The organism is Isoptericola sediminis (genome assembly GCF_013085345.1).
Classification (GTDB): Bacteria; Actinomycetota; Actinomycetes; order Actinomycetales; family Cellulomonadaceae; genus Isoptericola; species Isoptericola sediminis.
This window is the reverse complement of sequence record NZ_JABFAJ010000003.1, coordinates 246,609-269,125: the sequence shown is the minus strand read 5'-3', so window position 1 is coordinate 269,125 and position 22,517 is coordinate 246,609. Positions and strand designations below refer to the sequence as shown.

Genomic DNA, 22,517 nt, shown 5'->3' with positions numbered 1-22,517 from the left:
CGTCAGGTCGGGGTGCGGGTCAGGCGGATCTCGGTGACGCCGTCGTCGTCGATGGTGTCGGCCCCGTCGGGGGTGAAGCCGTGCTTGCGGTAGAACGCCTGGGCGCGGGGGTTGGGGTCGGCGACCCACAGCGCGGCGGCCTCGTCGGGGGCGAGGACGGCGTGCAGCAGGTCGGTGCCGGCGCCGGAGCCGTGGTGGGTGGCGTCGAGGTAGAGCACGTACAGCTCCCGGGTCCAGGCGGCGTCGTCGTCGCGGGGGGTGCCGGTCATCGCGACGCCGACGACCTGGCCGTCGGCGGTGGCGACGGCGGTGCGGTGGCCGCGGTACTCCGGGGCGGTCAGCACCTGGTCCCACAGCCGCTGGCGGGCGGGCACGAAGCCGGGGTCGTCGAGCACGTGGTCGGGCATGAGTCCGCGGTAGGTCTGCTGCCAGCAGCGCACGTGCACGCGGGCCATGGCGGGGGCGTCGGCGGGGACCGGGGGGCGGACGGTGAGCGCGGGTCCGGGGGCGGGCATGCGTCATGCTCCCACGTAGTCGGCCAGGTGCTTCCCGGTCAGCGTGGCACGGGTGGCGACGAGGTCGGCGGGGGTGCCCTCGAAGACCACGGTGCCGCCGTCGTGCCCGGCGCCGGGGCCGAGGTCGATGATGCGGTCGGCGTGCGCCATGACGGCCTGGTGGTGCTCGATGACCACGACGGTCCTGCCGGCGTCGACGAGGCGGTCCAGCAGGGCCAACAGGTGGGCGACGTCCGCCAGGTGCAGGCCGGTGGTGGGTTCGTCCAGCACGAGCACGCCGCCGTCGTCGCCCATGCGCATCGCGAGCCTCAGGCGCTGGCGCTCGCCCCCGGACAGGGTGTTCAGCGGCTGGCCGAGGCGCAGGTAGCCGAGCCCGACGTCGTGCAGGTGTCCCAGGATCGTGCGGGCCGCGGGGACCTGGGAGTCGGTGGTGCCGAAGAAGTCGTGGGCCTGCGCCACGGAGAGGTCCAGGACGTCGGCGATGTTCTTGCCGCCCAGGGTGTACTCCAGGACGGCGGCCTGGAACCGGCGGCCGCCGCACTCCTCGCAGACGGTCTCGACGGTCTCCATGAAGCCGAGCTCGGTGTAGATGCGGCCGTTGCCCTGGCAGGTGGGGCAGGCGCCCTCGGAGTTGGCGCTGAACAGGGCGGGCTTGACGCCGTTCGCCTTCGCGAAGGCCTTGCGCACCGGGTCGAGCAGCCCGGTGTAGGTGGCGGGGTTGGACCGGCGCGAGCCCTTGATGGCGCCCTGGTCGACGACGACGACGCCCTCGCGCCCGGCGAGGTTGCCGTGGATCAGCGAGCTCTTGCCGGACCCGGCCACGCCGGTGACCACGGTGAGCACCCCGGTGGGGACGTCGACGTCGACGGCGCGCAGGTTGTTCTGCCTCGCCCCGCGGATCTCCAGCGTCCCGGTGGGTTCGCGCACGGTGTCCTTGAGGCGGGCACGGTCGTCGAGGTGGCGGCCGGTGAGGGTGTCGGCGGCGCGCAGCCCGGCCACGTCGCCCTCGTAGGTGATCGTGCCGCCGTCGCTGCCGGCGCCGGGGCCGAGGTCGACCACGTGGTCGGCGATCGCGATGGTCTCGGGCTTGTGCTCGACCACGAGCACGGTGTTGCCCTTGTCCCGCAGGTCCTCGAGCAGGGTGTTCATGCGGGCGATGTCGTGCGGGTGCAGGCCGATGGTGGGCTCGTCGAACACGTAGGTGACGTCGGTCAGGGCGGAGCCGAGGTGGCGGATCATCTTGACCCGTTGCGCCTCTCCCCCGGACAGCGTGCCCGCGGGTCGGTCCAGGGAGAGGTAGCCCAGGCCGATCGCGACGAAGGCGTCGAACAGGCGCGCCAGGTTGGCCACCAGCGGCGCGACGCCCGGGTCGTCGACCCCGCGCACCCAGTCGGCGGCGTCGGTGATCTGCATCCGGGCGACCTCGGCGATGTTCCTGCCGTGCACGGTGGCCGAGCGGGCGGCGTCGTTCAGGCGGCTCCCCTCGCAGGCGGGGCAGGGCGCGAACACGGCGGCACGTTCGACGAAGCGGCGCACGTGCGGCTGCAGGGCGTCGGGGTCCTTGGAGAAGATCGACTCGCGCAGCTTGGGGATCAGGCCCTGGTAGGTCATGTTCATGCCCAGGGCCTTGATCTTGCCCTTGTCCCGGTACAGGAAGTCGTGGCGCTCGGTGGCGGTGTAGTCCTTGATCGGCTTGTCGCCGTCGAGGAACCCGGACTCGGAGAACCCGCGCACCATCCAGCCGTCGGCCTTGTAGCCGGGCACGAGGATCGCGCCGTCGTTCAGCGACCGCGACTCGTCGACGATGACGGACAGGTCGAGGTCGGAGACGGTGCCGCGGCCCTCGCACTCGGGGCACATGCCGCCGAGGTAGACGGCCTCGCGCACGATCTTGGTCGTGGTGCCCCCGCCGGCGGCCTCGGTGCGCATCACCCCGGAGGCGCGCGAGGTGGGCACGTTGAAGCTGAACGCGGCGGGCGGGCCGACGTACGGGTCCCCGGCGCGGCTGAACAGGTGGCGCAGCATGGCGTGGGCGTCGGTGACCGTGCCCACGGTGGAGCGGGCGTTGGCGCCCAGGCGCTCCTGGTCCACGACGATCGCCGTGGTGACGCCCTCGAGCTCGTCGACGTCGGGGCGGGGCAGGGACGCCATGAACCCCTGCAGGAACGTCGGGTAGGTCTCGTCGATGAGGCGGCGCGACTCGGCAGCGATCGTGGCGAACACCAGCGAGCTCTTGCCGGACCCGGACACGCCGGTGAACACGGTCAGGCGGCGCTTGGGCAGCTCGACGGACACCTCGCGCAGGTTGTTCTCCCGCGCGCCGACCACCCGGATGCGGTCGTGGCGGTCGGCCGGGTGCTCCGCGGCGGCGGCCGCCGGGCGCGGGGTCGTGGTGGTCATCGCGCCGGCCCGACCTCGTCGATGCGCACCATGTTGCCCGCCGGGTCGCGGAACGCGCAGTCGCGCACGCCCCACGGCTGCTCGGCCGGCTCGGACACGACCTCGGCCGCGGCGCCGGCGACCCGGGCGAAGGTCGCGTCCAGGTCGGTGGTGGCCAGGATGATCGACTGGTAGGCGCCCTTGGCCATCAGCTCGGCGATGGTGCGGCGCTCGTCGTCGGTGATGCCCGGGTCGGCGGCCGGCGGGGCCAGGACCAGGCGCACGCCGCGCTGGGTCGGCGACATGAGCGTCAGCCAGCGCATGTCCCCCGAGCCGACGTCCTGGACGAGCTCGAAGCCGAGCAGGTCGCGGTAGAACGCCAGCGACGCCTCGGGGTCGGTGTGCGGCAGGAACGTGGTGTGAATGGCGATGTCCATGCCGACCACGCTAGGCATCACCGGGGGGCGACGCTTCTCGATTCCTGATCGGTCGGCGCACCTGCTTGGTCACGCAGGACGGCAGCTCGGCCGCTCCGGCGGTGCGGGCCCGACGCCGGTACTCCCCCGGCGGCATCCCCACCAGCTCGGTGAACCGCGTGGTGAACGTGCCCAGCGAGGACGCGCCGACGGCGAAGCACACCTCGGTGACGCTCAGGTCGCCGCGGCGCAGCAGCGCCATGGCCCGCTCCACCCGGCGGGTCATCAGGTACCGGTACGGCGGTTCGCCGAAGGTCTCGGCGAACCGGCGGCTCAGGTGCCCGGCGGACATGCCGACGCCGGCCGCGAGCGCCGTCACGTCCAGAGGCCGGGCGTGCTCGCGGTCGATGCGGTCGCGCACGCGGCGCAGCAGCACCAGGTCGTGCAGGTGCTGGTCGTGGGCGCTGCGGGCCATGGCCCCGATGGTGCCACCGCCGGGGCGGGCGTGCGCGGCACGGGCGGCTCAGTAGCCGGTGTAGCGCCCGGGCCGGTGGTTGAGCGCCACCAGGAAGTTCAGCAGCACCGCCCCGAGCGCGGACAGCAGCACCGTGGTGGCGGGCACGGCCGCGAACGCGGACAGCACCACGGCGGTGTCCAGCACCATCAGGACGTACCCGGCGCGCCAGCCGAGGCGGTCCTGGGCGATGAGGGCGGCGATCATGAAGCCGCCGAGGCTGGAGCGGTGCCGGAACAGGATGAGCAGGCCGACCCCGCACAGGATGTTGCCGGCCAGCACCGCGTACAGCGGGGGCAGGTCGAGGGTCCCGAACACGAGCGGGTGCAGCTGGGACAGGCCGGCGACCAGCGCGATGGACAGGCCGGTGCGCAGGGTGAAGTCCCAGCCCTTCTTGCGGATGGCCAGCAGGAAGAACGGCAGGTTCACGGCGGCGAACAGCACGCCGAAGGGCACCGGGGCGACGTAGCTGACCAGCAGCGACAGCCCGGCGGTGCCGCCGGTGACCGCCGAGACCGAGCGGAGCAGGAACAGCCCGAGGGAGACCACGAAGGTGCCGGTCAGGATGCCGAGGGCGTCCTCGACCGGGGAGTGCTTGACCCCGGCGGGGGCGACGGGCTGGTCGGCGGGGGCGGGCGGTGTGGCGGTCATCGGCGGGTCGGGTCCTCGTGGGTCCGGTGCGGCGGGCGGGGCACGGGGTCGCCGTGCGCGTGCCATGGTGCCACGTCGCCGGTGCGCCGAGGACGACGGCCGGGCCGCCTCAGGGGGAAGGCGGTCCGGCCGTCGGGGTCGCCGGGCGCGGGAGGGGAGGTGCGCCCGGCGGGCTGGGCGGTCCTCAGGCGCGCATGTCCATCACGACGCGGCCGTCGATGGCGCCGGCGAGCATCTCGTCGAAGATGTCGTTGACCTCGCCGAGGGGCCGCACCGTGTAGGTGGGCTCGACCTGGCCGCGGGCGAAGAAGTCCAGCGCCTCGGCCATGTCGGCGCGGGTGCCGACGATGGAGCCGCGCACGGTCAGGCCGAACAGGACGGTGGAGAAGATGTCCAGGCCGAACTCCTCCGGCGGCAGGCCCACCAGCGCCACGGTGCCGCCGCGGCGCAGCCCGCCGACGGCCTGGCCGAAGGCCTTGCCGGCCACCGCGGTGACCAGGCCGCCGTGCGCTCCCCCGCCGGTGATGTCGACGATGCGGGCGGCCGGGTCGTCGGCGGTGGCGGCGTTGACGGTGGCCTCGGCGCCGTGCCGACGGGCCAGGGCGAGCTTGTCGTCGGCGACGTCGACGGCCAGCACGCGCATGCCCATGGCGCGGGCGTACTGCACGGCGAGGTGGCCCAGTCCCCCGATGCCGGAGATCAGCACCCACTGCCCGGGGCGCACCTCGGACTGCTTGAGGCCCTTGTAGACGGTCACCCCGGCGCACAGGATGGGGGCGGCGGCGGCCAGGTCGACGCCGGCGGGGATGATCGGGGCGTAGCGGGCGTCGACGAGCATGTACTGCCCGAAGGATCCGTCCACGCTGTAGCCGCCGTTGGTCTGGTCCGGGCAGAGGGTCTCGCGCCCGGTCTGGCAGAACTCGCACTGGCCGCACGCGCTCCACAGCCAGGCGTTGCCCACGGTGTCGCCGACGGCGAGGCGGGTGACGTCCTCGGCCACGGCCACGACCTCTCCCACGCCCTCGTGGCCGGGCACGAACGGCGGGGCGGGCTTGACCGGCCAGTCGCCGTGCGCGGCGTGCAGGTCGGTGTGGCACACGCCCGAGTAGAGCACCTTCACCAGCGCCTGGCCGGGACCGGGCTGCGGGAGGTCGACGTCGGTGACCTCCAGCGGGGCGCGGAACGCGGTGACGACGGCTGCCTTCATGCTCATGGTGACCTCCTGGGTCCGTGTGGTAATACCATGCTACGCCTTGAGGTCGGACCTCACCGCCGCCGGCGGTGTGGCGTGCGTCATCCCTGGCCTGCGCGCATCGGTTGCTGTAGAGTAACGGTTACTGATGAGCAACATTGTTGATCCCCACAGCGCGCTCGACGCCCTCGGCGACCCGACCCGGCGGCAGATCGTCGAGCGCCTGCGGCACGGACCCCTCCCGGTCGGCGCCCTGGCCGCCGCGCTGCCCGTCGGGCGCCCCGCGGTGAGCAAGCACCTGCGGGTGCTGGCCGACGCCGGCCTGGTGCGGCACACCGCGGTCGGCACCCGCCACCTGTACTCCCTGGCCCCCGCCGGTCCGGACGCCGTGCGCGCCTGGCTGGCCGCGCAGTGGGGCGGGGTGCTGGAGGCGTTCGCCGACCACGTCGAGCACACCGAGCACAGGAGTCAGCCATGAGCGTCGACCCGAGCCTCGCACCCGTCGAGTGCGAGGTCCTCGTCCCCTGTCCCCCGGCGCGGGCCTACCGCCTGTTCGTCGACGACCTCGGCACCTGGTGGCCGCTGGGCACGCACAGCGTCTTCGGGGCCGAGGGCGCCGTGGCCGTGACCGACGGCCGCCTGGTCGAGACCGGCCCGGACGGGGCCACCGCCGTGTGGGGCACGATCACCGAGGCCGTCGAGCCCGAGGTGCTGGAGTTCACCTGGCACCCCGGCGCGGAGCCCGACACCGCGACCCTCGTGCGGGTCACCTTCGCCGCGGCCGGCCCGGGCGGCACCCGCGTGCGGCTGGTGCACACCGGCTGGCAGGCCCGGCCCGACGGCGCCGCGGCCCGCGCGGGCTACGACCGCGGCTGGCCCGGGGTGCTGGACGCGCTGGCCGCGGCCGCCTGAACCGGCCGGTCGGTGCCGTCGCCACCGACCCGGCCGCGCGCGTCGGCGTCGAGGCGGGCGCGCAGGTGGGCCGCCAGGCGCACGGACGCCTCGATCTCCGCGCGCCGGATCGAGACCGACTCGACGTTGAAGCCGTACGGGATGCGGTGCCGCGTGCAGAACTGGGCCAGGTCCTCGGCGATGGCGACGCACTGGTCGTAGCTGGTGCCCAGCGGGTCGTCGGTGTGCCGCAGGTCGTTGCGCATCCAGCCCGGCACGTGCACGCCCAGCCACTCCAGGAACGCCAGGGTCCGCGCGGACCCGCACACCGACAGCGTGAACACCACCGGCACCGTCGGCTGGCCCGCGTCCCCGCAGGCGTAGTGGTAGTCCGAGACCATCGACTTGGCGGCGCCCACGTCGTAGACGACCTGGGTGACGAAGAAGCTCACGCCGGCGGCCTGCTTGGCGCGCATGCGCTCGTGCTCGTCCCCGCGCGAGGCGTGCCGCTCGGGGATCGCCACCCCGCCCAGCGGCAGGTCCGGGGCGTGCTCGCGGCGCAGCCGCTGGGCCTGGGACAGCGTGGTGCGCACGGCGGCGTCCGAGGAGGAGGCCCCCACCAGCACCGTGCGCACCCGCTGCGGGTCCTGGGCGGCGAACCAGTCCCCGAGCGCCGCCGGGTCGTGCTTGCCGGCGCTGCGGTAGACGATCACCGGCCGGTCCCAGGCCTGCAGGTGCCGGGCGTGGAAGTCACCGGGGTCCAGGGTGGGCAGGTACGGGAACGGCCGCTCGGCGCTGGTGCGGTCGGACTCGTCGTCGATGTCGTAGATGACCAGGGCGTCCAGATCGAGCCCGCGCAGCCGGGCGCAGGTGCGGTCGGCGATGCGCTGGGCCTCGGCGGGCTCGGTCGAGCGCCGCGGCGGCGTGATCGCGAACAGCAGCCAGGGGCGCGGCGGGTCGGGGGCGGCCATGCGTCCACGCTAGCCGCGCCCGCCCCGGGGTGCCGGGCGGTGCCGCACTTCTGCTGATCAGTGTCATTCTTTTGCCTGCCTGGTGCTGACAAGTGGTGCTCCGGCGTATAAGTTGAGCGGACGTACACAATGTCGTCCGCGCAAGGGAGCGCCATGACCACCTCGACCCGTCCTCGCCGCATCGTCTCCGTGCTGGCCACGTCCGCCGTCGCCGTCGGGCTGTGCTCGGCGGCCACCGCCCCGGCCGCGGCCGCCGCGCCCGGGCTGGAGGAGATCCTCGTCGTCGGCAAGACCCTCGGGTTCCGGCACTCGCACATCGACGAGACCACCCACGCCCTGATCGACCTCGGTGCCGAGCACGGCTACGAGGTCGACGTGTGGGACCCGCCCAACGACTCCGGGGGCTGGTGGGGGCCCGGCTCGCCCGGCCAGCCGGACCTGACGATGGACAGCACGCCGTTCACGACCGCCGCGGACCTGGCCCGCTACGACTCGATCGTGTTCGTCTCCCCGGTGGACAACACCAACAGCCTCGACCCCGACCAGCCCCGGCTGCTGGACGAGACCGAGCTCGCCGCCCTGCAGGGCTACGTCCACGCCGGTGGCGGCGTGGTCGGGCTGCACGCCGCGACCGACACCATGCACACCTCGAGCTGGTTCACCCGGCTCATCGGCGGCGGGGCACGGTTCGCCGGGCACCCGCGCCAGCAGACCGCCACCATGCGCGTGGAGAACCCGGCCCACCCCTCGATGACGGACGTGCCCGCCACCTGGGAGCGCTGGGACGAGTGGTACAACTACACGCTCAACCCGCGCGGCGAGGTCCAGGTGCTCATGACCCTGGACGAGGACACCTACGACGGCGGCACGATGGGCGACGACCACCCCATCGCGTGGTGCCAGAACTTCGAGGGCGGCCGCTCCTGGCACCAGGGCGCCGGGCACGTCGACGAGTCGTGGTCGGACCCGACGTTCCTGACCTCGGTGCTGCGCGGCATCCGGTGGACGGCCGGGACGGTCAGCGGCGGCGGCGACTGCGTCACCTTCGGCGAGGTCGACGCCCTGGTGGCCGACCTGCCCGCCGCCACCGCGCGCGACCGGGTCGCCGTGGACCAGCTCGAGCAGCGGCTCGCCACCGCGCGGGCGCAGGCCGAGGCCGGCGAGCACGACGCCGCGGTGCGCACGCTGCGCCCGGCCACGGCCCTGGCCGACGCGCTCGTGGCCGACGGCGCCACCGCCGGGCATCTGTCCGGCAAGGTCGCCGACCTGGTCACCTGGCAGCAGGCCCTCGCCACGACGTCCTGACCCGCCGCCCGCCGGCCGCGACGGTGCGCACCGCCTCGGCCACGGACTCGGCCACCCGGTGGTCGAACACCCCGGGGATGACGAAGGCGCTGTTGAGCTCGTCGTCGGCCACCACCCCGGCGATCGCCAGCGCGGCCACGCGCATCAGCTCGTCGGTGATCTCGGTGGCGCCGGAGTCCAGCAGGCCGCGGAACAGCCCGGGGAAGGCCAGCACGTTGTTGATCTGGTTGGGGTGGTCAGAGCGGCCGGTGGCCACCACGGTGGCGTGCTCGGAGGCTTCCACCGGGTCGACCTCGGGGGTGGGGTTGGCCAGCGCGAACACGATCGCGTCGTCGGCCATGCGGGCGATGTCGGCGCCGGTGAGGATGTCCCCGGCGGAGACGCCGATGAACACGTCGGCCCCGGCCAGCCCGTCGCGCAGGGAGCCGGTGAACCCCTCGGGGTTGGTGTGCTCGGCGATCCAGGCGCGGTGCGGGTCGCCGTGCTCCTCGCCGGGGTGCAGCGCCCCGGTGCGCCCGAAGGCGACGATGTGCCGGGCGCCCTGGGCGCGCAGCAGCCGGATGATGGCGTTGCCGGCCGCGCCCACCCCGGAGACGACCACGCGCACCTGGGAGATGTGCTTGTCCACCACCTTCAGGGCGTTGACCAGGGCGGCCAGCACCACGATCGCGGTGCCGTGCTGGTCGTCGTGGAAGACGGGGATGTCCAGCTCGGCGCGCAGCCGGGCCTCGATCTCGAAGCAGCGCGGGGCGGCGATGTCCTCGAGGTTCACCCCGCCGTACACCGGGGCGAGCGCCTTGACGATCGCGACGATCTCGTCGGTGTCGGTGGTGTCCAGGCACACGGGCCAGGCGTCCACCCCGCCGAACTGCTTGAACAGCGCCGCCTTGCCCTCCATCACCGGCAGCGCCGCCGCCGGGCCGATGTCGCCCAGGCCGAGCACCGCCGTGCCGTCGGTGACCACCGCGACGGTGTTGCGCTTGATCGTCAGCCGGCGCGCGTCCTCGGGGTTGTCGGCGATGGCGGTGCACACCCGCGCCACCCCCGGGGTGTAGGCGCGCGACAGGTCGCGCCGGGTGGTGATCGGGGACTTGACCGCCACCTCGATCTTGCCGCCCAGGTGCAGCAGGAACGTCGAGTCCGACCACTTGAGCACGTGCACGCCCTCGAGCTCCTCGAGCCGCGCCGCGATCCGGTCGCCGTGCTCGGCGTCGACGGTGTCGCAGGTCAGGTCCACGACCAGGCCGTGCGCCGTGGAGTGGGCGACGTCGACGCCGGTCACCGCCGCCCCGGTGTCCGCCACGGCGGCGACCACGGTGCTCGAGGCCCGCTGGGAGGCCGGGACCTGCACGCGCAGGGTGATGGTGTAGCTGGGGCTGGGCAGGGCCACGGTGCTTCCTTCCGCGACGGCCACGGTGCCGCCGGGTCGAGGACGGGTCGGGGCCACAGTATGGCGCGCCCGGGCCCCCGGGGCGCACCCCCGTCCCGCGGGTCGATATCGTGCCCCGATGACGTGCGAGCCGCAGGGACCCGACCCCGCCGTCCGCGACGTCGTGGCCGGCTGGCTCGGACCCGTCCGCGTCGTGGCCGTCCACTCCCGGGGGTCGACCGGCACCGGCGTGTGGCAGGTGCGGGCCGCCGACGGCACCCTGGCGGCGGTCAGGCGCTACCGCGACGTGGACGGGCGCTTCGGGCGCGAGCTGGCCGCGCACACCGAGGTCCTGGACGACCTGACCGGCCAGGACCGCTTCCCCCGCCTGCTCGGCGCCGACCGCGAGCAGCGCCTGCTCGCGCTCGGCTGGCTGCCGGGCCGCCCCGCCGAGGACCACCCCGCCGCGGAGCGGCCCGAGACCTACCGGCAGGCCGGGATGCTGCTGGCCCGGCTGCACGCGACCGGGTCGCGCGTGGACGGCGACTGGGAGGCCGCCCAGGACGCCCGCACGCTCGCCCTGCTCGACGACGACCACCGCATCGCGCCCGCCGCGGTGGCCGCGCTGCGCCGCGCGATCGCCGCGCACGAGCACCCGCCGGTGCGCGTGGTGCCCACCCACGGCGACTTCGTGCCCCGCCGCTGGCTGCTCGACGACGCCGGACAACTGCGCGTGGTCGGCTTCGGGCGGTACGGGTGGCGCCCGCCGGTGGCCGAGCTGGCCCGCCTGGACGCCCGGGAGCTCACCGGTCGGGCCGACCTGCGCGCCGCCGTCGTCGAGGGCTACGGCGCCGACCCCTTCCACGGCCCGACCTGGCGCCGGGCGCGGCTGCGCGAGGCGGTCCGCACCGCCGTGCGGGCCTACCGGGCCGGGGCGCGCGCCCTGGAGGCCCGCGGCCACCGGCTCATCGACGCGGCGCTCGCCGACGCCGCGGCCGCCGCGCCGGCGGCCGCCTGCTGAGGCTCAGCGCCAGCCGAGCTGCGGGGCCACGTGCCGCACCACGTTCTCGATGACGTGGGCGTTGTAGTCCACCCCGAGCTGGTTGGGCACCGTCAGCAGCAGGGTGTCCGCGGCCGCGACCGCCGTGTCCCCGGCGAGGTCCGCCACGACCTGGTCGACCTCCCCGGCGTAGGTCTTGCCGAACCGCGCCCGGCCGCCCTCGAGCATGCCCACCTGGTCGGTGGAGCGCGTCTCCAGGCCGAAGTAGGCGCGGTCGCGGTCGTCGGTGATCGGGAAGACCGACCGGGACACCGACACCCGCGGGGCGTGCGCGTGCCCGGCCGCGGCCCAGGCGTCGCGGAACCGCCGGATCTGCTCGGCCTGCAGCTCGTGGAACGGCACGCCCGTGTCCTCGGTCAGCAGCGTCGAGCTCATGAGGTGCATGCCCTGGGCCGCCGCCCACTCGGCCGTCGCCCGCGAGCCCGCACCCCACCAGATGCGCTCGCGCAGGCCCGGCGCGTGCGGCTCCAGGCGCAGCAGGCCCGGCGGGTTGGGGAACATCGGGCGCGGGTTCGGCTCGGCGAACCCCTCGCCGGACAGCAGCTCCAGGAACCGGGCGGTGTGCCGGCGGGCCATGTCCGCGTCCGACTCCCCCGGCGCCGGGACGTGGTCGAAGTGCCGGTAGCCCTCGACGACCTGCTCCGGGCTGCCGCGCGAGATCCCCAGCTGCAGCCGCCCGCCGGCGATGAGGTCCGCCGCCCCGGCGTCCTCGGTCATGTACGCGGGGTTCTCGTAGCGCATGTCGATCACCCCCGTGCCGATCTCGATGCGGCGCGTGCGCGCCCCCACGGCCGCCAGCAGCGGGAACGGGCTGGCCAGCTGGCGGGCGAAGTGGTGCACCCGGAAGTAGGCGCCGTCGGCACCCAGCTCCTCGGCCGCCTCGGCCAGCTCGATCGACTGCGCGAGCACGTCCGCCGCGCTGCGGGTGGCCGAGGACGGGTGGTCGGTCCAGTGGCCGAAGGACAGGAAACCGATGTGCTTCATGTCCATGACAACCGATGGACCGGCGCGGCATTCCCGGGTGCGATCCGCCCCCACCCCTCCTAGCGTGGGGTCATGCTGCTCGCCCACGACGTCACCGGCACCGGTCCGCACGCCCTCCTGCTGCACGCCGGGGTCGCCGACCGGCACATGTGGGACCCCGTCATGACGGGTCTGAGCCAGGTCTTCCGCGTCCTGCGGCCCGACCTGCGCGGCTTCGGCGAGACCCCGCTGCCCGCCGAGGACTACGTCGACGCCGACGACGTGGCCGAGGTCATGGACGCCTGCGGCATCGAGGACGCCGTGGTGGTCGGCAACAGCCTCGGCGCGCGCGTGGCCCTCGAGCTCGCGAGCCGCCACCCCGACCGCGTGCGCGAGCTCGTGCTCATCTCCCCCGCCTACCCCGACCTGCCGCCGAGTGCCGCCCTGCGCGACTTCATCGCCCACGAGGAGACGCTGCTGGACGCCGGGGACCTGGACGCCGCCGTGGCGCTCAACGTCGACACCTGGCTGGGGCCCGACGCCGACGAGGCGACCCGGGCCGCGCTGGCACGCATGCAGCACCGCGCCTTCGACATCCAGCTCGCCGCCGAGACCGACGCCCACGCCCGCGGCGCCGCCGCCGGCACCCCGCGACCCGTCGACGTCGACCTGCACCGCATCCACGTGCCCACCCTCGTGGTCACCGGCGGCCACGACATGGACCACTTCCGGGCCGTGGCCGCGCGCCTGGTCGAGTCCATCCCGGGCGCCGAGCTGCTCGCCCTGGACTGGGCCGGGCACCTGCCCACCCTGGAGAACCCCGACGCCATCGAGCCGCTGCTGCTGGACGTGCTGCGCGACGACCCCACCGTGCACGCTCCCTGAGACTCCCCGCGCCGGCGTCACACCCGCGCAACACGCGCCAGGGATGATGGCCTGCGTGAACATCGCCGTCGACTCCCCCACCCGCGCGGACGTGCGCGCCCTGCTCGAGGAGCACCTGGCCGAGATGCACGCCACCTCCCCGCCGGAGTCCGTGCACGCCCTCGACCCCGTGGCGCTCGCGGGCCCGGCCGTGACGTTCCTGACCGCGCGCAGCGACGAGACCGGGCAGCTGCTCGGCTGCGGGGCGCTCAGCGAGCTCGACCCGGGCCCGGACGGACACGGGGAGATCAAGTCGATGCGCACCGCCCGCGGGGCGCGCGGGCTCGGGGTCGCCACCCGCCTGCTGGGCGAGCTGATGACCCTGGCCGCCGAGCGCGGGTACACCCGCGTGAGCCTGGAGACCGGCGCCGAGGACTTCTTCGCCCCGGCCCGGCGCATCTACACCCGGCACGGGTTCGTCGAGTGCGAGCCGTTCGCCGCCTACGTGCCGGACCCGAACAGTGTTTTCATGACGTTCGCCTTGTCTGTGCCGCCTCCTGAGGGCAGTCGCTGACCCGCGCCCTGCCGCAAACACCGAGGCGGGCCGGCCTGACCGCATCCCTTGCGCCGGGCATGGCATGAATGGTCTGCTACGTCCGATGTCACCCCTCGCGCGTTCCCTCGTCCTGCTCTGCCTGAGCGCGGTCGCGCTGACGGCATGCACGACCCCAGCCGTGGACGACGCCTCCGGCGCGGTACCCGTCACCCCGCTGCTCACCGACGGCCTGCCCGACCCGTGCTCCGCCGATCGCCCGCGCGTGAGCGACCTCATCGGCGACGACCTCGGCGAGGGGCGGGCCGCCGATCTCCCGTGGCCGGGGTGCCGGTGGACCACCGCCGGTGGCGAGGCTGTCGTCGTCAGCCGCTCGTGGGTGGGCGACTGGATGGCGGCGGTGCCCGATCTCTTCGCGGCGATCCGGTCCAGCGACGTGTACGACGCGGCCGACCGGGCGACGCTGGAGGACCTCCGCTCCCGCGTCCAGGCCGGTGATCCGCTCGACCGCGGCGCGTCCTGCGGCCTGTACGGGCTCGTCCTGCAGGCGTACGGCGGCCTCGCCGACGACCTTCCGCGCCGCGTCGACCCGGACGCGGGCGTCATCGCGACCTTCGTCGAGGACGCTGCCGGCCGGCACACGGTGCAGGCGACCCGCTGCGACGAGGGCGTGCTGACCAGGGTGAGCATCGAGGGCACCGGGCCGGCGGACCCCGAGGAGGAGATGGCGCGCAGCCTCGAGGTGGCGGCATCGCTGTCCGACGGCACTCCCTGACTCGCGTGCGGCGTCGTTGCAGGTCACAGCGCGCGCCGGGCCAGTAGTCTCCCTGCATGGCCTACACCGAGAAGCGCACGGGAGCCGGCGGCACGACGTCGTACGTGGGGCGTTTCCGCATCGACGGCCGCCTGCGCAGCACCCGGGCGTTCCGGGCCCGGCGCGACGCGCTGGCCGAGGCGCGCCGGGCCGAGGAGGCCGGCAAGCGCGGGGACTGGGTGGACCCCCGGTCCGGCACGCTCACGGTGGCCGCGTGGTTCGAGGCGTGGCAGGCCGCGCGCGCCGACCGCGCCCCGCGCACCCTGGAGTCCGAGCGCGAACGGTTCCGGACCCTGGTCGCCCCCGCCTTCGGCGAGGAGCCGCTGCGCCGGGTGACGCACGACGACGTCGCCCGGTGGGCGGTCGAGATGCGGCCCCGCGGATCCGCCGAGCCGGCCTCCCCCGCCCGGCGCCGCGACGCGGTGCGACTGCTCGTGGCGCTGCTGGACGCCGCGGTGGACGCCCGCCGGCTGACGGCCAACCCGGCCCGCACCCCGTCCGGGCGCGTGCCGTCCCTGCCGCGCGCACCCAAGACCAAGCCGCACCGGTACCTGTCCCACGAACAGCTGCGCCGCGCGGCCGACGCGACCGCCTCCGCCCCGGCGCGCACGCTGGTGCTGCTGGCCGGGCTCACCGGGCTGCGCTGGGGCGAGGTCTCGGCCCTGCGCACCGGGGACGTGGACCTGCTGCGCCGACGCGTCACCATCGAACGCGCCTACACCCGCCTCGACGACGGCACCCTGCTGCTCGGCAGCACCAAGACCCACGCCCGCCGCGAGGTGCCGGTCCCCCGCGTGCTGGAGCCCGAGCTCGCCGAGCGGCTCGGCGGCCGCGCGGGCACGGCGCTGCTGTTCACGGCGCGCGACGGCGGCCCGCTGCGCCGCGAGTCCTTCGACCGGCACGCCTTCCGCCCGGCCGTGCGCGCCGCCGGCACCGCGGTGAGCACCCTGCAGGAGCTGCTCGACCTGCCCGTCACGGGGATCTACGACACCACCACCCTGACCGCCGTGCGCCGGGTCCAGGCCGATCACGAGCTGCCGGTCACCGGCGTCGTGGACGCCGCCACCTGGACGGTGCTGGTCGATGCCGACCGCACCCGCCGCGACGGCCTGACCCGCGGGCAGAAGATCGCGCGCACCCGGCGCCTGGAGGCCGTGGCCCGCGTCACCCTGCGCGCCGGCGCCGAGGACTTCGCCCCGCTGACCCTGCACGACCTCCGGCACACCGCCGCCTCCCTGGCCATCGCCAGCGGCGCGAGCGTCAAGGCCGTCCAGCGCATGCTCGGCCACGAGTCCCCCGTCCTGACGCTGCGCACCTACGCCGGCCTCTTCGAGGACGACCTCGACCGCCTCGGCGAGTCGATGTCCGCGCAGTTCGCCGCGCACGACCCGGCAGACACCGCTCACGATGTGCTCACCGATGGTGCAGATGCACCTTTTGGGGTGGTCGACCTGACCGCCCGCGCAGCACGCTGACCTGGGCAAACGCTCTCTCTGCGGCAAGCTCGCGCATTCTTGCGCACCCGCTTTAGAAAAGCGGGTGTCGGTGGTTAATTAGGAGGAGTATCAGTAGGATTGCAAGATGACGACGACTACTCCGGACAGGTCTCACCACACCCCCGCTGAGGACGACGACCGCCCGGCGGAGGAGACCCCGGAGGCTTCCCCGGTCCCCCGCACCGCGCGCGAGCGGGTGTTCGCCGCGGCCGACGCGTTGCTGGCCGACGACGAACCCGTCACGGTCAGCACCGTGCGGGAGAAGGCGGGGTGCTCGAACGCGACGGCCACCACCCACCTGCGCGCCTGGCGGGCCCACCAGGCGGACGCCGCCGCCGACGCGGCCCGGCTGCCGGAGCTGCCGCGGTCGGTCGAGCTGCTGGTCGAGCGGGGGGTCTCCGGTCTGTGGGGCGAGGCGGTGCGCCGGGCGCGCGACGAGCACGCCGAAGAGGCCGCGACGCTGCAGGAGCGTGCGGCCTCGGCGCGCGAGGACGCCGACCGGCTCGCCCGAGCCGCCGACACCGCGACCGCGGAGCGGGACGCGGCGCGCGCCGACCTCGACGAGTTGCGGACGGAGGCGCGGCGGCTGCGCAACCTCCTGGACGAGTCCGCCCTGGCGCGCGAGCAGGCAGAGGCAGCGGCCCGGCACGCCGCAGGTCAGGCCGAGGAGCTGCGCGCCCAGGCGGAGCGGGCGCGCGAGGAGACCGCCCGGGTGCGCGACGAGCTGGCCGCCGCCGTCGCGGCGCGCGCGGCCGAGGCGGAGCAGCGCGCCGAGGCGCGCGCCGCGCTCGCCGGGGTGCAGGAGACGCTGGCCGAGGCCCGCTCCGCCCTGGAGTCCGTGCGTGCCGAGCACCGGCGCGGCGAGGACGAGCGCGCCCGCCTGGCCGCCGAGCTGTCCACGACCCGCTCCGCGGGTGACCGCCTCGAGGGCGAGGCCGCCCGGCTGCGCGACGAGCTGGCCGCGGCCCGCTCGCGCGCGGAGGAGGCCGCGCGCGACGGCGCGGAGCAGGCCGCGGCCCGCGCCCGGGCCGAGGGGGAGCTCGCCGGACTGCGCACGGCGTCGGCCGCGAGCGAGGCTGTGCGGACCGAGGGACCGGCCTCCTGAGCCGCCGCGGACTGGTGGCTCAGTACCAGCCGCCGCGTGTGTGCTGGAAGATCAGGTTCGTCTCGGTCAGCGCCACGCCCGGGTTGGCCGAGAGGTTCTCGATGACGAACTCGTTGAGCACGTCCGTGTCCGGGGCGGTGACGTGCACGAAGAAGTCGTGTGCGCCGCCGAGCAGGTAGACGTCCAGCACGCCCGGCAGCCGCGCGAGCTCGCGGGCGAACGCCGGCAGGTGCGAGCGCGCCGGGCCCTGCATGCGCACGGCGATGACCGCCTGCAGGGGCCGGCCCGCCAGCGCGGGGTCGACGTCGGCGTGGAACCCGCGGATGACGCCCTCGTCCCGCAGGCGCCGTACCCGGGTCAGACAGGTCGACGGCGCGATGCCGACCTGGGCGGCCAGGGCGTTGTTCGGCACGCGGGCGTCCTCGGCCAGCGCCGCCAGCAGCCGGTGGTCGACGGCGTCCAGGCGCACCGCGGCGCGGGCGCGCCGCTCCAGGCCGGGTGCGGCCTCGGCCCGGGACCGAACATCCTGCGAACGGGATGTGCGCGAGGCTCGCGTAGACGAAGAACTCGATGCCATCCATCGACGGTACCGAAGAAACCGCCGATCTGACCGCACACACCGAATTCAGGCGTCACACTGGAGGTGAGCGCCGTCACATCCGGTCGGCGCGTCCGTGCTCGCGATCCGAGCCGACCGAGAGGGCCCCGATGGACGTCGCCGTCCCGAAGGAAGTCAAGAACCACGAAGACCGCGTCGCCATCACCCCGGCCGGCGTGCACGAGCTGGTCACGCGCGGACACACCGTGCACGTCCAGGCCGGTGCCGGGCTCGGCGCCGGGATCACCGACGCCCAGTACGCCGAGGAGGGCGCCCGCATCGTCGACGGCGCCGCCGCGACCTGGGCGGCCGGCGAGATGGTGATGAAGGTCAAGGAGCCCGTGGCCTCGGAGTACGAGCTGCTGCGCGAGGACCAGCTGCTGTTCACCTACCTGCACCTGGCCGCCGACAAGGCGCTCACCGAGGAGCTGCTCGCCCGTCGGGTCACCTCCGTGGCCTACGAGACCGTCCAGCACGCCGACGGCTACCTGCCGCTGCTGGCCCCGATGTCCGAGGTCGCGGGCCGGCTGGCCACCCAGGTCGGGGCGGCCACGCTGCAGAACGCCGCCGGCGGCCGCGGGGTGCTGCTCGGCGGCGTGCCCGGTGTGCCGGCCGCGCAGGTCGTCATCATCGGCGCCGGCACCTCGGGGATGAACGCCGCCCGCATCGCCGTGGGCATGGGCGCCCACGTCACCCTGCTGGACACCAACGTCGACGTGCTGCGCGCCGCGGACCGCGAGTTCGCCGGCCGCGTGCAGACGCTGACCTCCAACCGGCTCAGCCTGCGCCAGGCCGTGCTCGAGGCGGACCTGGTCATCGGCGCCGTCCTGCTGCCCGGAGCCAAGGCGCCCGTCCTGGTGCCCAACGAGCTTGTGGCCCAGATGCGCCCTGGCGCCGTGCTCGTCGACATCGCCATCGACCAGGGCGGCTGCTTCGCCGACTCGCGGCCCACCACCCACGACCAGCCCACCTACCCCGTGCACGACACGGTGTTCTACTGCGTGGCCAACATGCCCGGCGCCGTGCCGCGCACCTCCACCTACGCCCTGACCAACGTCACCCTGCCCTACGCGGTGGCGCTCGCCGACGCCGGCTGGCGCGAGGCGCTGCGCGCCGACGCCGCGCTGGCTCGCGGGCTGAACACCCACGACGGCCACGTCACCCACGCGGGCGTCGCCCAGGCGCACGGCCTGGACCATCGCGAGGTCGCCGGGGTGCTGTGAGCGGGCCCCGCCGCGGATCCGCGCCCGCGCCCGGCACCGCCGGGCGCGGGCGTTCGCGTGCTGCGGCGGCGCTCGTCCTGGCCGGCGTCGTGCTGGCCGGGTGCCAGCCGGCCGGACCGGACAACGGCGACGGCGCCCCGCCCTCGGCGACGACGGCGGACGTTCAGCGCCACCCGGACGTGCTGGAGGTGGTGGCCGACTGCGCCGGGGAGACCTGCGACCTCGAGGTCACGATGAGCTCGCCGTACGACACCCCCGAGCGGTACGCCGACGGCTGGCGGGTCCTGACCCCCGACGGCACCGAGCTCGCCGTGCACACGCTGGCCCACGACCACGCCGACGAGCAGCCGTTCACCCGTACCCAGCGCGGGGTGCGGATCCCGGTCGAGGTCGAGTCCGTCGTCGTCGAGGGCCGCGACCAGGTCCACGGCTTCGGGGGGCGGACCGTGACGGTCACGCTGCCCGACCGGTGAGCCCGCGCGCCGACGTCGTGGCCGCTCAGGAGTCCGGGAAGCCCTGCGGGTTGGCCTGCTGCCAGCGCCACGTGTCGGCACACATGTCGTCGATCGTCTTGTGGGCGCGCCAGCCCAGCTCGGTGTGCGCCCGGGTCGGGTCCGCCCAGAAGGCCGGCAGGTCCCCGGCGCGGCGCGGGCCGATCTCGTAGGGCAGCTCGTGCCCGACGGCGCGCTCGAACGCGTGCAGCATCTGCAGCACCGAGGTGCCGGTGCCGGTGCCGAGGTTGAACGCGCGCACCGGCTCGGCCATCGCGTCGAGGTGCTCCAGGGCGGCCACGTGCCCGGCGGCGAGGTCCTCGACGTGCAGGTAGTCGCGCTCGCAGGTGCCGTCCGCGGTCGGGTAGTCGTCGCCGAACACCGTCAGGCGCTCGCGGCGGCCCACCGCCACCTGGGCGATGAACGGCATGAGGTTGTTCGGGATGCCCTGCGGGTCCTCGCCGATCTGGCCCGACGGGTGGGCGCCGACGGGGTTGAAGTAGCGCAGCAGCGCCACCCGCAGCCCGTCGGTGGCGGCGGCGACGTCGGTCATGATGCGCTCGATCATGACCTTCGTCTGCCCGTACGGCGAGGAGGAGGACAGGTGCTCGTAGTCCTCGACGTACGGCACCGGGGCGTGCTCGCCGTAGACGGTCGCCGAGGAGGAGAACACCAGCCGGTGCACGTCGTGGCGGCGCATCGCCTCCAGCAGCGACAGCGTGGAGTCGATGTTGTTGCGGTAGTACGCCAGCGGCTTGGCCACGGACTCCCCCACCGCCTTGAACCCGGCGAAGTGCACGACCGCGTCGAAGGTCTCGTGGGCGAACAGCCGCTCGGTCTTCTCGGCGTCGGTCAGGTCGATCGCGTGCACCGGCACGTGCCGGCCGGACAGGGCCTCCAGCCGGCCGATGACGCTCGGCTTGGCGTTGGAGAAGTCGTCGACCACGACGACGTCGTGGCCGGAGGCCAGCAGGGACAGGACCGTGTGGGAACCGATGTAGCCGGCTCCGCCGGAGACCAGGACGCGCATGGGCCCGAGCGTACCCGGACCTGCGCGTCCGCCCGGACGGCGGACCGGTCAGGAGCCGCCGAGCAGCTCGGCGAAGTCGGGGGTGTCGCCGAACGGGTCGTCCTGCGGGCCCGCGGCCGGGCGGGCGCCCACGGCCTCGGCGAGCTCGCGGCCCGCCCGCGCGATGCGGCGCGGCAGGGCGCCGTCGTCGTCCTGGCCGGCCCAGTCGTCGGTGGCCGCGAAGACCGCGGTGGGCACCACCTGGGCGCGCAGGTAGGTCAGCAGCGGACGCATCGAGTAGTCCAGCGCCAGGGAGTGCCGCGCGGTGCCGCCGGTCGCCCCGAGCAGCACCGGCGTCCCGGTCAGGGCGTCGGGGTCGACGATGTCGAGGAACGACTTGAACAGCCCCGAGTAGGTCGTGGTGAACAGCGGGCTGACCAGGACCAGGCCGTCGGCGTTCGTGACGGTGTCCAGGGCGTCGGCGAGGTCGCCGGCGGGGAACCGGGTCAGCATCGCGTCGACGATGGCGTGCGCGTGCTCGCGCAGCTCGACGACCTCGACGTCGACCTCGTGCCCGGCGGCGCGCAGCTCGTCGGCGGCGGCGCCGGCCAGCCGGTCGGCGAGCAGCCGGGTCGAGGACGGCTGGGACAGGCCCGCGGTGACGACCGCGAGGGTGCGGCGGGTGCTCATCGGAGGACCTCCTCGGCTCGGGTGCCGGTCACGGCGTCGCCGCCGTCGCCGACGTGCGTGGCGCCGGAGCGGCCGGCCGTGCGGGCGGCGGCGACGCGTTCGGCGTGGGTGGGCGGGTTCAGCGGCACGTCCTCGGCGGGCCGCTTGGCCTCGACGATCGTGCGCAGCGCGGGCACGATCTCCTCGGCCAGCAGGTCGATCTGCTCCAGGACGGTCTTCAGGGGCAGGCCGGCGTGGTCGATGAGGAACATCTGGCGCTGGTAGTAGCCGACGTCCTCGACGAACGCGCCGTAGCGGTCGATGACCTGCTGCGGCGAGCCGACGGTCAGCGGCGTCTGGGCGGAGAAGTCCTCCAGGCTCGGGCCGTGGCCGTAGACCGGCGCGACGTCGAAGTAGGGGCGGAACTCGCGCACCGCGTCCTGGGAGTTCTTGCGCACGAACACCTGGCCGCCCAGGCCCACGATCGCCTGGTCGGCACGCCCGTGGCCGTGGTGCTCGTAGCGCTGGCGGTAGAACCGCACCATCTGCTTGGTGTGGTGCATGGGCCAGAAGATGTTGTTGTGCAGGAACCCGTCGCCGTAGTAGGCGGCCTGCTCGGCGATCTCCGGGGACCGGATGGAGCCGTGCCACACGAACGGCGGCACCCCGTCCAGGGGCCGCGGGGTGGAGGTGAAGCCCTGCAGCGGGGTGCGGAACTGCCCGCTCCAGTCCACGACGTCCTCGGTCCACAGCCGGCGCAGCAGCGCGTAGTTCTCGATCGCGAGCGGGATGCCGTTGCGGATGTCCTGGCCGAACCAGGGGTAGACGGGACCGGTGTTGCCGCGGCCCATCATCAGGTCCATGCGGCCGTCGGAGACGACCTGGAGCATCGCGTACTCCTCGGCCAGGCGCACCGGGTCGTTGGTGGTGATCAGGGTGGTGGCCGTGGACAGCGTGATGTTCTCGGTGACGCCGGCCAGGTAGCCGAGCAGCGTGGTGGGGCTCGAGGCCACGAACGGCGGGTTGTGGTGCTCGCCGGTGGCGAAGACGTCCAGGCCCGCGGCGTCGGCGTGCCGGGCGATGGTCAGCATCGAGCGCACCCGCTCGGTGTCGTCCGGGGTGCGGCCGGTGGTGGGGTCCGTCGTGACGTCCGAGACGGAGAAGATGCCGAACTGCACGTTGCACTCCTGTCGGTCCTCTGCATGCGTTTGCATGCACTCGCGCCAACCCGTCGGTGCCGTCGATTGTTCCCGGCGCACGCCCCGCCCGGGTGACGTCACCCACACCAGGGTGCCGCACAAGGCTCTCGACTTGCGAGCGGGGGCGGTCCTCGCCACATTGGGTCCCGTCGCCGGACCCGGAACCCGAGGAGCCGGTACGCTTCACCGGACCTTCACGCCCGGGCGGAACAACCGCCGTCGGCGGCGCGTTGGATCCCACGGCCCCCTGAAACCCGACCTGTGGAGGAC

24 protein-coding genes are annotated in these 22,517 nt (G+C 74.5%); 11 read left to right on the top strand and 13 right to left on the bottom strand.

Going from position 1 to position 22,517, the window contains the following annotated elements:
- Window positions 1-2 precede the first annotated feature (2 nt).
- The 6 genes from HLI28_RS01955 to adhP all read right to left on the bottom strand — a co-directional run bounded on the left by HLI28_RS01955 (window position 3) and on the right by adhP (window position 5,688).
- On the bottom strand, window positions 3-515 hold the full coding sequence (locus tag HLI28_RS01955; RefSeq protein ID WP_216077235.1) for a GNAT family N-acetyltransferase: 513 nt from the start codon (window positions 513-515) through the stop codon (window positions 3-5).
- A 3-nt stretch (window positions 516-518) separates the two neighbouring features.
- Window positions 519-2,915 (bottom strand): ATP-binding cassette domain-containing protein, encoded by a 2,397-nt coding sequence (locus HLI28_RS01950; protein ID WP_171245804.1) that lies wholly within the window; start codon window positions 2,913-2,915, stop codon window positions 519-521.
- A complete protein-coding gene (locus tag HLI28_RS01945; RefSeq protein ID WP_171245803.1) occupies window positions 2,912-3,331 on the bottom strand; it encodes a VOC family protein in 420 nt (139 codons plus the stop codon). Before HLI28_RS01945 ends, HLI28_RS01950 begins: the two co-directional genes overlap by 4 nt.
- Window positions 3,332-3,341: 10 nt before the next feature.
- On the bottom strand, window positions 3,342-3,785 hold the full coding sequence (locus HLI28_RS01940; RefSeq protein WP_171245802.1) for a helix-turn-helix transcriptional regulator: 444 nt from the start codon (window positions 3,783-3,785) through the stop codon (window positions 3,342-3,344).
- Between the two features lie 48 nt (window positions 3,786-3,833).
- Window positions 3,834-4,475: a YitT family protein gene (locus HLI28_RS01935; RefSeq protein WP_171245801.1), complete on the bottom strand. Its 642-nt coding sequence runs from the start codon at window positions 4,473-4,475 to the stop codon at window positions 3,834-3,836.
- A gap of 184 nt (window positions 4,476-4,659) precedes the next feature.
- The gene (gene adhP / locus HLI28_RS01930; protein WP_216077234.1) at window positions 4,660-5,688 is read right to left on the bottom strand and encodes an alcohol dehydrogenase AdhP; all 1,029 of its coding nucleotides are present in this window, start codon (window positions 5,686-5,688) and stop codon (window positions 4,660-4,662) included.
- Window positions 5,689-5,815: 127 nt separating this feature from the next.
- Between adhP and HLI28_RS01925 the strand changes: the two genes are divergently transcribed.
- Both HLI28_RS01925 and HLI28_RS01920 read left to right on the top strand, forming a co-directional pair.
- Window positions 5,816-6,145: an ArsR/SmtB family transcription factor gene (locus HLI28_RS01925; RefSeq protein ID WP_171245800.1), complete on the top strand. Its 330-nt coding sequence runs from the start codon at window positions 5,816-5,818 to the stop codon at window positions 6,143-6,145.
- Window positions 6,142-6,579: an SRPBCC domain-containing protein gene (locus HLI28_RS01920; protein ID WP_171245799.1), complete on the top strand. Its 438-nt coding sequence runs from the start codon at window positions 6,142-6,144 to the stop codon at window positions 6,577-6,579. Before HLI28_RS01925 ends, HLI28_RS01920 begins: the two co-directional genes overlap by 4 nt.
- Here the strand turns inward: HLI28_RS01920 and HLI28_RS01915 are convergent.
- Window positions 6,528-7,529: a methylenetetrahydrofolate reductase gene (locus tag HLI28_RS01915; RefSeq protein ID WP_171245798.1), complete on the bottom strand. Its 1,002-nt coding sequence runs from the start codon at window positions 7,527-7,529 to the stop codon at window positions 6,528-6,530. The two genes, HLI28_RS01920 and HLI28_RS01915, sit on opposite strands and share 52 nt — an antisense overlap.
- Window positions 7,530-7,682: 153 nt before the next feature.
- On the opposite strand from HLI28_RS01915, the gene HLI28_RS01910 reads away from it, so the two are divergent.
- Entirely contained in the window at window positions 7,683-8,834 is a 1,152-nt protein-coding gene (locus tag HLI28_RS01910; RefSeq protein WP_171245797.1) for a ThuA domain-containing protein, read from the top strand.
- On the opposite strand, the gene HLI28_RS01905 is transcribed toward HLI28_RS01910, so the two are convergent.
- On the bottom strand, window positions 8,800-10,224 hold the full coding sequence (locus tag HLI28_RS01905; protein WP_171245796.1) for a malic enzyme-like NAD(P)-binding protein: 1,425 nt from the start codon (window positions 10,222-10,224) through the stop codon (window positions 8,800-8,802). The two genes, HLI28_RS01910 and HLI28_RS01905, sit on opposite strands and share 35 nt — an antisense overlap.
- A 118-nt stretch (window positions 10,225-10,342) precedes the next feature.
- Here HLI28_RS01905 and HLI28_RS01900 point away from each other — a divergent pair, with 118 nt between their 5' ends.
- Entirely contained in the window at window positions 10,343-11,224 is an 882-nt protein-coding gene (locus HLI28_RS01900; RefSeq protein ID WP_171245795.1) for an aminoglycoside phosphotransferase/kinase family protein, read from the top strand.
- A gap of 3 nt (window positions 11,225-11,227) precedes the next feature.
- Here HLI28_RS01900 and HLI28_RS01895 read toward each other — a convergent pair whose 3' ends face one another.
- On the bottom strand, window positions 11,228-12,247 hold the full coding sequence (locus HLI28_RS01895) for an LLM class flavin-dependent oxidoreductase (protein ID WP_171245955.1): 1,020 nt from the start codon (window positions 12,245-12,247) through the stop codon (window positions 11,228-11,230).
- Between the two features lie 72 nt (window positions 12,248-12,319).
- Here HLI28_RS01895 and HLI28_RS01890 point away from each other — a divergent pair, with 72 nt between their 5' ends.
- From HLI28_RS01890 to HLI28_RS01870, 5 genes are all read left to right on the top strand, one after another.
- On the top strand, window positions 12,320-13,111 hold the full coding sequence (locus HLI28_RS01890) for an alpha/beta fold hydrolase (protein ID WP_171245794.1): 792 nt from the start codon (window positions 12,320-12,322) through the stop codon (window positions 13,109-13,111).
- A gap of 46 nt (window positions 13,112-13,157) precedes the next feature.
- Complete coding sequence (locus tag HLI28_RS01885) at window positions 13,158-13,664, top strand: GNAT family N-acetyltransferase (RefSeq protein WP_171245793.1); 507 nt, start codon at window positions 13,158-13,160, stop codon at window positions 13,662-13,664.
- Window positions 13,665-13,749: 85 nt separating this feature from the next.
- Window positions 13,750-14,418: a hypothetical protein gene (locus HLI28_RS01880; RefSeq protein ID WP_171245792.1), complete on the top strand. Its 669-nt coding sequence runs from the start codon at window positions 13,750-13,752 to the stop codon at window positions 14,416-14,418.
- A 56-nt stretch (window positions 14,419-14,474) separates the two neighbouring features.
- Window positions 14,475-15,932 (top strand): tyrosine-type recombinase/integrase, encoded by a 1,458-nt coding sequence (locus HLI28_RS01875; RefSeq protein ID WP_171245791.1) that lies wholly within the window; start codon window positions 14,475-14,477, stop codon window positions 15,930-15,932.
- 106 nt (window positions 15,933-16,038) lie between these two features.
- Complete coding sequence (locus tag HLI28_RS01870) at window positions 16,039-17,058, top strand: DNA-binding protein (protein ID WP_171245790.1); 1,020 nt, start codon at window positions 16,039-16,041, stop codon at window positions 17,056-17,058.
- A 19-nt stretch (window positions 17,059-17,077) separates the two neighbouring features.
- Here HLI28_RS01870 and HLI28_RS01865 read toward each other — a convergent pair whose 3' ends face one another.
- The gene (locus HLI28_RS01865; protein ID WP_171245789.1) at window positions 17,078-17,635 is read right to left on the bottom strand and encodes an Lrp/AsnC family transcriptional regulator; all 558 of its coding nucleotides are present in this window, start codon (window positions 17,633-17,635) and stop codon (window positions 17,078-17,080) included.
- Window positions 17,636-17,766: 131 nt separating this feature from the next.
- On the opposite strand from HLI28_RS01865, the gene ald reads away from it, so the two are divergent.
- Both ald and HLI28_RS01855 read left to right on the top strand, forming a co-directional pair.
- Window positions 17,767-18,879 (top strand): alanine dehydrogenase, encoded by a 1,113-nt coding sequence (gene ald, locus HLI28_RS01860; protein WP_171245788.1) that lies wholly within the window; start codon window positions 17,767-17,769, stop codon window positions 18,877-18,879.
- Window positions 18,876-19,352: a hypothetical protein gene (locus tag HLI28_RS01855; protein WP_171245787.1), complete on the top strand. Its 477-nt coding sequence runs from the start codon at window positions 18,876-18,878 to the stop codon at window positions 19,350-19,352. Before ald ends, HLI28_RS01855 begins: the two co-directional genes overlap by 4 nt.
- A 25-nt stretch (window positions 19,353-19,377) precedes the next feature.
- On the opposite strand, the gene galE is transcribed toward HLI28_RS01855, so the two are convergent.
- The 3 genes from galE to HLI28_RS01840 are packed head-to-tail and all read right to left on the bottom strand — an operon-like array spanning window position 19,378 to window position 22,226.
- Window positions 19,378-20,400, bottom strand: a complete 1,023-nt coding sequence (gene galE / locus HLI28_RS01850) for a UDP-glucose 4-epimerase GalE (protein WP_171245786.1) — start codon at window positions 20,398-20,400, stop codon at window positions 19,378-19,380.
- Window positions 20,401-20,448: 48 nt separating this feature from the next.
- Entirely contained in the window at window positions 20,449-21,069 is a 621-nt protein-coding gene (locus HLI28_RS01845) for an FMN reductase (RefSeq protein ID WP_171245785.1), read from the bottom strand.
- A complete protein-coding gene (locus HLI28_RS01840; protein ID WP_171245784.1) occupies window positions 21,066-22,226 on the bottom strand; it encodes an LLM class flavin-dependent oxidoreductase in 1,161 nt (386 codons plus the stop codon). The genes HLI28_RS01845 and HLI28_RS01840 overlap by 4 nt, the downstream gene beginning before the upstream one ends.
- Between the last annotated feature and the right edge of the window lie 291 nt (window positions 22,227-22,517).